The organism is Paenibacillus sp. 01L418 (assembly GCF_056400045.1).
Window position 1 is genome coordinate 1 of record NZ_JBFTSN010000664.1, and the last position, 2,214, is coordinate 2,214.

Genomic DNA, 2,214 nt, shown 5'->3' on the forward strand with positions numbered 1-2,214 from the left:
TCGGAAAGATGCAGCAATATCCAAAAATTCGAATCGTCCCCTCTCCAGCACCAGCCTATGATTTCTGATTCATTCGAACATTTCTCTACCACTTCTTTGATGATATTCTCAAGCACATAAACATAAGCTTCCCAGTCTTTTGGGGTATAACTTCTTGTTTTTACCGGAAGAGCATCGAGGCCTACATATTGAAGGACGTATCGGCCTTTCGGAAACTCATCCACCCAATATCCTAGCCGCGAAATATCGAGCCCTGCCGAAGTAACATAGCTTAATAGTTGCACTTGTTGCGATGTTTTTAACTCCTCGGATTTTCTTTCCATCTCATTCCATTTCATATGCTGAAACCGTCCGCTTTCAATTTTCACCTTGATTTCTGTCATTCGATTCTTAAACTGCTCCCGGTCTATCGGCTTTAAAAAATAGTCAACAGCTCCTTCTCGAAGCGCTGTCTGAATATATTGAAACTCATCATAACCACTGATCACAAGCGGAAAGAAGGAATAATGGCGTTTTCCCTCGCTTATTAACGTTAGACCATCCATCACGGGCATCTTCACATCCGTAATAAGCAAATCTACTGCTCCTTGTGACTGATGCAAATAATCCATTGCTTCTTTGCCATCAGACAGCGTCGCAACGATTTCCCACCCCTCACCGCAAGAGCGTATGAGTCTAGCAATGCCGTTTCGAATCATTTCTTCATCATCTACAATCAATGTTCTGATCGCCTTGTGCATGCTTACTCCTCCTTGCTTTTCGATTTTTCTGCCACATCGTTCAGGGTGATGACAGGAATACGGATAATAACCTCTGTTCCCTTACCAAAAATGCTATGAAGCTGCACCCCATACTGCTGGCCTAACATAATCATAATTCTAGCGTTTACATTACTTAGCCCAAAACCAGAATCCTTGTGGGCTAGTGTCTCCGATCTGAGTGACCTCTCGAGCTTCTCCAATCGATCATGATCGATACCCGGACCATTGTCCCATATGCGAAAAACGATATCTTCTTCTCCAGAACGCGCACCAAATTCACGACTGATGCTTAGACGAATATCGAGTGCTTTACGGGTTTCAAGTCCATATTTAATGGCATTCTCAATAACCGGCTGCAAAATAAATTTGGGTGTATAAAAGGATTCGATGTCCGTTTTTTTATCGATCTCAAACAACAGCCGATCATTGAATCGATATTTCTGAATGGTCAAATAATTGCTAATATGCTGGACTTCATCCGCAATCGCTACAAATTTGTTTTTGTTGCTAACCGAAAAACGAAGCATACGACCAAGCAGTGTAACCATCTCGACAACCATATCCGATCTGCCGTCCTCTACCGCCATGTTAATGGTCTCCAGCGTATTGTACATAAAGTGCGGATTGATCTGAGACTGAAGGGCGTACAGCTCAGCTTCCTTCTGTCTAATTTTGATATCAAAATTCGTTTCGATCAGCTCATGAATCGTAGCTACCATCGAATTAAAGCTGCGCGCGAGTGCTCCAATCTCATCATTGCTTTCAACCTTAAGATCCACCTGAAACCTGCCCATTTCCACATCCTTCATTAGACGGGAAAGCTTCTTGATCGGCCGCGTTACATTCATAGCGAAGAAAATCGAAATAATCGAAGTAATGAGGACAAAGCAAATAAATACAAAAATGGTCACATTCATAACCAAATCTGTACGCTCTGTTAAATATTTTAGCGGTATGCTATGAGCTAGTATCCAATCAAAATCATTTGATTCGCTAAGACTTACGATCACCGCTTTTTTCCCTGACCCTTTTCGAAAGCTGCCGTTAAAAATGGGATATCGATTTATTTCTTCATCAAAGCCTCCTATTTTCTCCTCATCTGTATGAAAGATGATTTCGCCCTCACGGTTCATCAGCCATAAATCCGCTGTATTGTTCTGTTCAAACTCCCGCAATATGTTGTCAATAAAAGAGAGCTTTACCGCAACCAGCATAGTCGCCAGGCTTTTGCGGTTATCCACATCATTCATCTGTTTCATGATCAGTACATAGGGTTCGTTATTCTCGAATGTCAGATTGATTTGGCTAGGAAGAATAATTTTCGCTTTTCCGCGTAAATCAAGATCCTGCCCATAAGGGATAAAAGCATTATCCGCATTAAGACCTGTAAACTTTGATCTCGCACTGTAAAAAAACCTGTTTTTCGAAAATATGAAAACACCCATAACATCGG

At 41.6% G+C, this 2,214-nt stretch carries 2 protein-coding genes; both read right to left on the minus strand.

Translation table 11 applies throughout. The features are described from left to right. A partial coding sequence (locus AC1DSE_RS34320) for a response regulator (protein ID WP_477529021.1) occupies positions 1-740 on the minus strand: 740 nt, incomplete at its 3' end. 2 nt (positions 741-742) lie between these two features. After that, positions 743-2,214 (minus strand): sensor histidine kinase (locus AC1DSE_RS34325; protein ID WP_477529022.1); only part of this gene is annotated, 1,472 nt, incomplete at its 5' end.